The organism is Shewanella sp. SG41-4 (genome assembly GCF_014164505.1).
GTDB lineage: Bacteria > Pseudomonadota > Gammaproteobacteria > Enterobacterales > Shewanellaceae > Shewanella.
The window spans coordinates 1-9,177 of record NZ_JACJFI010000175.1 but is presented as its reverse complement, the minus strand read 5'-3'; the positions used below and the strand labels follow the sequence as shown (position 1 = coordinate 9,177).

General features: G+C 41.2%; 3 protein-coding genes and 2 pseudogenes. 2 read left to right on the top strand and 3 right to left on the bottom strand.

Features of this window, described 5'->3' with window-relative positions:
• From hrpA to H5202_RS14820, 3 genes and pseudogenes are all read right to left on the bottom strand, one after another.
• A pseudogene (gene hrpA, locus H5202_RS14830) lies at positions 1–3,714 on the bottom strand (ATP-dependent RNA helicase HrpA); the annotation flags it as partial.
• A 77-nt stretch (positions 3,715–3,791) separates the two neighbouring features.
• Positions 3,792–4,208: a CBS domain-containing protein gene (locus tag H5202_RS14825; RefSeq protein ID WP_182772757.1), complete on the bottom strand. Its 417-nt coding sequence runs from the start codon at positions 4,206–4,208 to the stop codon at positions 3,792–3,794.
• Positions 4,209–4,377: 169 nt separating this feature from the next.
• The gene (locus H5202_RS14820; protein WP_182772756.1) at positions 4,378–5,412 is read right to left on the bottom strand and encodes an isoaspartyl peptidase/L-asparaginase family protein; all 1,035 of its coding nucleotides are present in this window, start codon (positions 5,410–5,412) and stop codon (positions 4,378–4,380) included.
• Between the two features lie 203 nt (positions 5,413–5,615).
• Here H5202_RS14820 and H5202_RS14815 point away from each other — a divergent pair, with 203 nt between their 5' ends.
• Both H5202_RS14815 and H5202_RS14810 read left to right on the top strand, forming a co-directional pair.
• A complete protein-coding gene (locus H5202_RS14815) occupies positions 5,616–7,391 on the top strand; it encodes an autotransporter assembly complex protein TamA (RefSeq protein ID WP_182772755.1) in 1,776 nt (591 codons plus the stop codon).
• Positions 7,388–9,177 (top strand): annotated as a pseudogene (locus tag H5202_RS14810) (translocation/assembly module TamB domain-containing protein); the annotation flags it as partial. The gene H5202_RS14815 and the pseudogene H5202_RS14810, both read left to right, overlap by 4 nt.

The following is a 9,177-nucleotide window of genomic DNA, read 5'->3' as shown; positions in this document are numbered from 1 at the left end:
CGTTAACGCCTCCTGAACTTTAGCTATACTGTGCATGTGTAATCGATCGCGTGTAGGGTCAACAGTTAGCTTATCGAGTCTATTTTCAATGGCTTTTAAATAACGAACAACATCCGTTCACCGTTGCCAGCCACAGTCTTCGACAAATCCTTTATAAACAAGACTATCAAGCTGAGTTTGAATATCACTCATTGCAAATGCAATATCTAAACTAATTTTGCCTTTAAGACGTTTTTTAATACGTTGATAAATTGTCAAAATTTGTTCTACATTTAGCGCAATATTCTCTGCTGTTGGGTTGAGCTCTTGGCGAACCCACTCTTTTGCTTGCTCGAACTGCTGCTCATTGCGAATGTCTAGTTGCTTTTGATCTAACAACTGCTGTACCGCTGCATTAATAATATCTTCGATTAATATCTGCACTTGTCCAAATGGATTAAAGTACATTGCTAGCTTTGCTTTATTAGGCAAAGCTTGTTGTAAATGTTTCACTGGTGATGGAATGTTAATCAACAATAGTCGACGTAATCCTACTCGATGATGACGTTTTGCTTCATGTTCATCATCAAATAACTTGATCGCCACATCGGTTTTATTATCAATTAATGCCGGATACGCTTTAACCTCGTAATTGCCTTTGCGCTGCTGATATTGAGCGGGTAAATCGCCAAATGACCATGTTGTTATTGCCTGCTGCTCAATACCTTTGTCTGCCACTTTACGTATTGCTTTAGCGACAACGCCTTGCAGTTGACCTTTTAATTGTTCTAAATCACGTCCTTGAGCAACTAAACGACCGTGGTCATCCTCAATCTTAAAGTTCATCTTAAGATGCTCTGTCAGTTGAGTTAAATCAAAATCATCTGCAGAAATACGCACACCGCTCATGCGCAGTAACTGTTTACACATGGTATCAAGCATCGATAACTCAAACGGCTTCATCGCTTGATAACATGCTCGGGCATAATCTGGTGCAGGAACAAAATTACGTCTTAAGTTTTTAGGCAAAGACTTAATCAGTGCAATCAATTTTTCTTGTCGCAACCCAGGCACTAGCCAATCAAAGTCACTATCATCAATTTGATTAATCAGTGCCACTGGAATATGCACTGACACGCCGTCATCCATACTACCGGGTTCAAAATGATAACTGACGGTTAAGCCGAGATTACCTTTATGCCATATTTCTGGAAAATCGAGCGCTGATATATGATCGGCACTACGCTGCATTAATAATGCTTGGCTGTAATCGAGTAAGTCAGGCGTTTGTTGACGCGCTTTTTTCCACCAGGCAAAAAATAGTGGTCCATTATAAATGCCAGCTGGTATTAGCGGTTCGTAAAAATCCACCAACACTTGCTCATCGACCAAAATATCACGGCGGCGAGATTTATGTTCTAGCGACTCTATGTCATTAAGCAATTTTTGGTTATTAACAAAAAACGTTTCTTTAGTCTGTAACTGCCCTTCGGCTAAAGCACTATGAACAAAAATTTCTCGGGCTTCAATAGGATCAATCGGGCCGTATTGTACTCGACGGCGATTTACGATAGTTAAACCATAAAGAACTTGGTTTTCCAGTGCTATAACGCTTGCCGCTTTGGCTTCAAAATGCGGTTCTAGATAATTCTTTTTCACTAAATGTGAGGCGAGTGACTCTAACCATTCAGGATCTATTTTGGCGCAACAACGCGCAAACAAACGTGAGGTTTCAGTCAGCTCAGCAGCCATTATCCACTTAGGCCCCTTTTTCGCTAAAGGCGATCCCGGAAATACAAAGAATTTACGGTTACGCGCCCCTAGATACTCGTTGTTCTCGCCTTTAAAACCAACATGACTTAACAAACCTGATAATAATGCTCTATGTAACTGTTCATAACTGGCTGCACTATCATTGATACGCCATTTCAATTCATGAACAGCTTGTTTCACTTGAGTGTATAAATCTTGCCACTCACGTACTCGTAAATACGCGAGATACTCATCACGACATTGTTTTCTAAACTGACTGGCTGATAACTCATGTTTTTGATCTTTAACGTGATCCCATAACTTCACCCAGCTGGCAAAATCAGAATCTTTATCGGCATAACGACGATGGCACTCGTCTGCTGCTTGTTTCTTTTCCGCTGGACGTTCACGCGGATCTTGAATCGACAAACCTGCAGTTATCACTAACGCTTCGTGTAAACAACCCAATTTATTCGCTTCAATGACCATTCGGGCCAAGCGCGGATCGAGTGGGATTTTGGCTAAGTCTTTGCCTAATGGCGTTAACACTAGATCATTTCCCGATTTTTTAACCGCCTGTAACTCTTCAAGCAATAAAAAACCGTCACGAATGTGCTTTTGGTCCGGTGGTTGAATAAATGGAAAGCCGGCGATATCACCCAATCCAATCGCGAGCATGTGTAATATCACTGAAGCTAGATTGGTTCTTAAAATTTCAGGGTCAGTAAATTCGGGACGCTGAATAAAATCCATTTCATCGTAAAGTCTAATACAAATACCCGGGCCTACACGACCACAACGCCCTTGACGCTGATTGGCACTGGCTTGCGAAATAGGTTCTATCGGTAAACGTTGTACTTTCGTGCGGTAACTATATCGACTTATACGGGCAGTACCAGGATCGATAACATAACGGATCCCAGGTACGGTTAATGACGTTTCGGCAACGTTGGTGGCTAATACGATACGGCGGCCAATGTGGCTTTTAAAGACTTTAGATTGTTCACCATAAGAAAGACGCGCGTATAGTGGTAAAACTTCAGTATCGCGATATTGCTGTTTATTGAGTAAATCTGCGGTATCGCGAATTTCGCGCTCACCATTCATAAATATCAATATGTCGCCAGGGCCAGCCGCAATTAACTCTTCTACGGCAGCAAAAATACCATCGCTAACATCTAAATCAGCATCAGTGTCGCGCACTAAAGGACGATAACGCGTTTCAACTTCAAAAGTACGCCCAGACACTTCAATCACAGGTGCGTTATTAAAGTGCTTTGAAAAACGATCTACATCAATGGTAGCTGAAGTAATAATAACTTTTAAGTCAGGACGTTTTTTTAATACCTGTTTCAGATACCCCAAAATAAAATCAATGTTTAAGCTGCGCTCATGCGCCTCATCAATAATAATCGCATCATACTGGTTGAGAAATCGGTCCGAGGTGAGTTCAGCGAGCAAAATACCATCGGTCATCAGTTTGATGTAACTGTTGTCACTCATGGCATCAGCAAAACGAACTTTAAAGCCTACCACTTCGCCTAATGGGCTGTTAAGTTCATCAGCAATACGGTTCGCAACACTTCGAGCAGCAAGACGACGAGGTTGAGTATGACCAATTAAACCTCGAGTTCCTAACCCCAATTCAAGACAGATTTTAGGTAATTGAGTGGTTTTACCTGACCCAGTCTCCCCCGCCACAATCACCACTTGGTTATTGGCAATAGCAGAAGCTATATCATCACGTTTTTGTGAAACAGGAAGCTCGTCTGGATAATGAATAACCGGTCTATTCTGCAGACGTTGTTGCGCTTTTTGATAAGCTTGCTGCGCAGCTTCAGTTAACTGCGCTAACGTTTGGGATTTTTTTTCAGACTCGGCTTCTTTATTGACACGATACAAACGACGACGAATTTTAGCAGCATCGGTTTGATAACAAAGATTGAGATACGCCTTAGATAGCGGGTGAAGGTCCGAATTCAAATCTGATTCCCTTGCTTACATCAAAAAAAGCGATCCTAGCAAGGAAAACAGCAGAATGGTATTGATTTTAACGATTGTTAAGCTTGAGATAAGTAACACTGTTGCATATAAATATTCATCGCCTTAAGCACATTGGACCGATTAATCGTCCCAATGACTTTTCCTGCACTCAATACAGGATAAATTTTTGGTTTCGGACCTAACATTTGCTCAGCTAATTCCAATATACTTTCGTCGGGCGTGACCGACAATACTGGACTTTTCATGCAATCTTTTACTGTACTGGTCATATCACAGTGGTAGCTACTTTTTAACATCACTGACAAACAATCTTGCTGGGATAAGAAACCCACTAACTTACCGGTATTATCCACAACTGGCGCGCCACTCTTACTACTTTCAAGCAGTTTTTCAACCGCTATTGCCAGCGACATGTCTGCGGTTAATAGTACCGGACGTCTATCCATGTGATCTTTGATTTTTATTGAATCCATATTGCCCCCTAATGCACGCTAATAGACTGCGTGCTTAAAAAACCTCGTCAATTAATTCATCATGAATTAACACTCGAGTACTGACTTAATTAAGTTTAGTCAATAATGGCTCAGTGGATAGAAAATAAAACCGATTGTGTTAATCGGTGTATATCATCACAGCTATAACTTACTTGTCACGCCAGATCATGATTGTTGCAGCCTGACCTTTGCTTCGAGTTGCACGATACATACCTTCGGTATTAAATGGCGTAGCGATATTGCCACGCTGGTCAATCGCTATCACACCTCCGGTTCCACCAGCCGATACTAAGCGTTGATTAATCACTTCATCAGCTGCTTGGATAATCGATAATTGCTGGTATTTAACTTTAGCGCATATGTCACCCGCCACTTGATAACGGATAAAATACTCACCATGGCCTGTTGCAGATACCGCACACACGCCATTTTCGGCATATGTTCCAGCGCCAATGACAGGGGAATCACCAATACGGCCAAAACGTTTTGCAGTCATGCCGCCCGTTGACGTCCCTGCTGCAAGGTTACCTTGCTTATCAAGTGCAACAGCACCCACGGTGCCATATTTATAATTGGCAGTTAACTGATCAACTGACGCCTGATAATCACCGCCGTTATTTTGCTCGGCTTCAATGATACTCGCTTTAGCATCAAGCAACTGTGCATAACGATGTGGGGTATCAAAATGATTGTTAGGCACCAGACTAAATTTTTGAGTTAGCGCAAACTCTTCAGCCCCTTGTCCGTAAAGCATCACATGGGGTGATTGTTCCATTACCTTTCTAGCCAAATCAATCGGGTTTTTAATGTGTTTAACCCCAGCAACTGCGCCGGCATTCATAGTGTTGCCGTCCATTATTGAGGCATCAAGCTCATGGCCACCATCAAAGGTATAAACAGCACCAATTCCAGCATTAAACAATGGGCTATTTTCTAGCACATTTATCGAGGCTTGAACCGCATCAAGGCTATTTCCGCCCTTATCTAACACTTTATATCCGGCATCAATTGCTTGCTTAAGCTTGTCACGAATGGTTTTTTCCTCTTCAGGGCTTAAGTTAGCCGAAGAAATTGTGCCTGCGCCACCATGGATTGCAATCGCAAAAGGTGTGTCATCTTTAGCAAAACTGATATTCGACGCTAAGCTTAAACTTAGTGCAATCGTTAAATATAATTTATTCATGTTAGGAAATCCTTGAAGGTGGTTTATCTTTGTAACCATTTCAGCTTGTAATTTCAATCATATCCTTGCGACTTTTAAGCTTTATAGCGACAATGGTCATCATTAATCAATTTTTAAAAAGTTAGCTTAACTTGTCAACAAAACACTTTAAAATCAGCCAATTTATAGTCCTTTCGTTGACCTTACTAATGTCAGGCTTTTCGATGGCCGACGAAAATTGGCTAAAGATTAACGTTACCGGCGCGCCTAAAAAAATTGAAAAGAACATTTTTGCTCATTTAGGCACATTGCCAGAGAACGATGTTCAGCGCCGTGCATTTTTATTTACCGTCGACGATAACACCCATGATGCGCTTGAATCCATGGGTTACTACCATGCAATTTTAGATATTGATGTTAAAGAAAATGATAAAGGTCCTTGGGAGCTAAGCCTCAATATAACCCCTGGCGAACCTGTCATTATCCAATGGGTGGACATTAATTTTAAAGGTGACATGCTCCAAGATAATACTTTTTCGCTGTGGCTTAATAGCCTGAAAATAAAACCTGGGGATATCTTAAATCACGGTGTGTACGATTTGATTAAATCACAGTTAATCACGTTAGCGCTGGCAAGAGGATATTTTGATGGCCAGTATACCAAATCAGAAATCAACATTAACCGAGATTTAAATACCGCCCAAATTAATCTACAGTTTGACTCGGGTAAGCGCTATTTATTTGGTGATGTTCACTTTGAAGGCAGTACCCTCAATGATGACGTTGTCGAAGCCTTAATTCCTTTTGATGCTGATGCGCCTTACGCCACACAGCTATTAACCGAGTTCAACCGTAATTTATTAGATACTGGCTACTTTAGTAATATCAAAGTATTACCGCAATTAAACAAGATCGATGCTGGGGTCGTTCCGATTAAAGTTGAGCTAAGTCCGCGGCCTAGTCATCTTATTGAAGTAGGTTTAGGTGCTGATATAGGCAATAGTACAGAAAACAGTGTAGACCCTCGAGTGCGGGTCACTTGGCGCACGCCGCAAATCAATCGCTATGGCCATTATCAAGAAACCAGTGCTGAGTGGTCGCCTGAGCGTCCTAAGATTTTAACCACTTATACTATTCCGTTAACCCATCCTTTAGATGACCAACTGAAAATAAAACTAGGATTATTACGCGACACTTATGGTGTCACCCAAGATTACGATGCTGATAAACGCCAATTTAGCAATACCGGACAACTAGAGTCTAAAAAGTATCTCGTTGGCTTAATGCGCCAAAGACGTTCTAAAAGTAATTGGTTACATGGATATTCAATTGAATCCGTAAGAGAGTTTTATAATCAACTCGATACTGATTACGATCCACGTTTTTATTTATTGGGTTATAACCTTACCAAAACAGTTCGTGGTGATAACACACTCGATCCAAAATCAGGATATCGTCAAACTTACAGTGTTGAATACGCCGACCCATCCTTAGGCTCCACCATTCGCCTTGCCCGCTTACAAGCCCGATTTAAATGGGTAGATACTTTATTTGATAAACATCGTTTTGTTGCCCGAGTTGATTTAGGTGCCAACATTGCTGATAAAGACGATATGGCAAATATACCGCCATCGTTACGTTATTTTGCTGGTGGAGACCAAAGTATAAGAGGTTACAGTTACCAAGAATTAGGCCCCTATATTGACTATACCAATAGTGAAGGCGGCTTATCTCGACAGGTTGTCGGTGGACGCTATTTAGCGATTGGCAGCATAGAATATCAATATTATCTTACCCCGACCTGGCGAGTTGCCACTTTTGTTGATGCAGGTAATGCTTTTGATACACAACAATTTGAACCTGTAGTATCGGTTGGTGGAGGATTACACTGGATATCACCCATTGGTCCGATTCGAATGGACTTAGGTTTTGGCTTAAAAGAAACCGAGACAGTTGCACGCTCATATCGTTTCCATTTAACCATGGGAACTGATTTATGATAGATAAAAAAAATACTGAGCAAAGTAGTTTGCAAAATAATGAACAAAGCACTCAATTAGAGCCATCACTCGAGCCAAGTAATAAAAAAGCACGCAAATCAGCCAGTTTATCAGCAAGAATTTGGCGCAGTGTTAAGCTTTATACCCGAATACTGATTTATGTCCCCTTGGTATTATTGATGCTATTTGCCATCATAATAGGCACCCCATTTGGTACTAAAACCGGAGTGATTTTCGTCAACCAATTTGTCAGTGATATCGATGTTGAATATGCTTCTGGCACCTTAAATGGTGATATCACACTGCACCACTTGTCATGGTCAATGCCAGGAATTAGCGTTGAAGCTGATGATTTAACATTGGAATGGGTGCCAACATGTCTTATTAATAAACAGCTTTGTGTCACAAATCTCGTTGCATCTCGTATTGATGTGAACATTATAAGTGATGATATTCCTGTTACCGAAAAAACCACAGAAACGGGTAATCTCGACGATCCTCTTACCGAGCTTGAATTACCTATTGGCATTAACATCAGCCATACCCAATTGGACAATATTAATGTAGATGTAAATGGTATGACTTTTTATGCCGACAATTTGGCGACTCAAGCTATCTGGAATAACGCAGGCCTTGTGGTTGAATCTCTGACCAGTCAAGGGCTAATCGTCAACATTCCAGATACAACATCAACCAGCCAAACACGTTCTCAACCAAATAATCAAGCAACAAACCAAACAGCCGTTCCCAAAGAAACTTCATGGCCACTGGCTAACTTACCACAGGTATTTATGCCTTTTCCTGTCAATGTTAGACAGTTTAATGCCACCGACAGTCAGCTCATTATCGGCCAACGCAAGGACCATTTTAGCCACATCGCGTTAGCTGCCAGTTTTCGTCAATTTCAGCTTGGAATAACCCAATTAGACATTCAACATGATGATGGTGATGTGAGCGTTATCGGTGATATTAGCTTACATGAGCATTACCCACTGACATTAAAACTACTTGCTAATGTCGAAAAAATACCTGAGTTGCCAGGACTTCAACAGCAACAACTCCGTGTTGAACTTACCCAAGACTTAAGCCAATTAAATATCAACGCCATTGCTAAAGGCGATAACCGTTTCAATCTTACAGCCGATATTAACCTCACTTCACCGGCGCTTGAATACCAAATAACACTTAGCGACGCCGCTTTGCAGTGGCCACTAAAAAATCCGCAATACACCAGCAACATCGCCCATTTTACCAGTAAAGGTAATATAAAAGATCAAGTGGCAAAGTTTGAAGGGCAACTGACGACACCTTACCACCCTACTTTGGCGGTTATTGCTGATGTTGATAATCGTGACCAAAAGTTGACCATCAACAAACTCAATTTACAGTCAATTGCTGGTAACCTAGACCTGACTGGACAGTTATCATATAAAGATAAAATATCCTGGCAAGCTAACGTGCTTACTAACGACATTCAGTTGCAATACATTGATTATATTAACCAGCAAAATCCGATCAAAAGTAAATTCAGTGGCCATTTTAACAGCTCAGGCAGCATTGCCGATAAACAATGGCAAGTAGCCATTCGAGACGCCAATTTAAGCGGTCGTTTAAATGGTTACCCGTTAAACTTGCAAGGCGATATTTCATTAAATCAAGATATTGCGATTAACGCGACTAATCTACAAGCCAATGCACTTGGGGCTCAATTAATCATCAATGGTCAAGCCGATAAAGCTTGGGACATCGATGCTGAACTAAGCGTTCCCGATGTCAGCCAGTGGTT

Coding starts and splice junctions, on each gene's coding strand:
- H5202_RS14820 (WP_182772756.1), bottom strand. CDS start 5,412: ATGAATAAATTATATTTAACGATTGCACTAAGTTTAAGCTTAGCGTCG.
- H5202_RS14825 (WP_182772757.1), bottom strand. CDS start 4,208: ATGGATTCAATAAAAATCAAAGATCACATGGATAGACGTCCGGTACTA.
- H5202_RS14815 (WP_182772755.1), top strand. CDS start 5,616: ATGGCCGACGAAAATTGGCTAAAGATTAACGTTACCGGCGCGCCTAAA.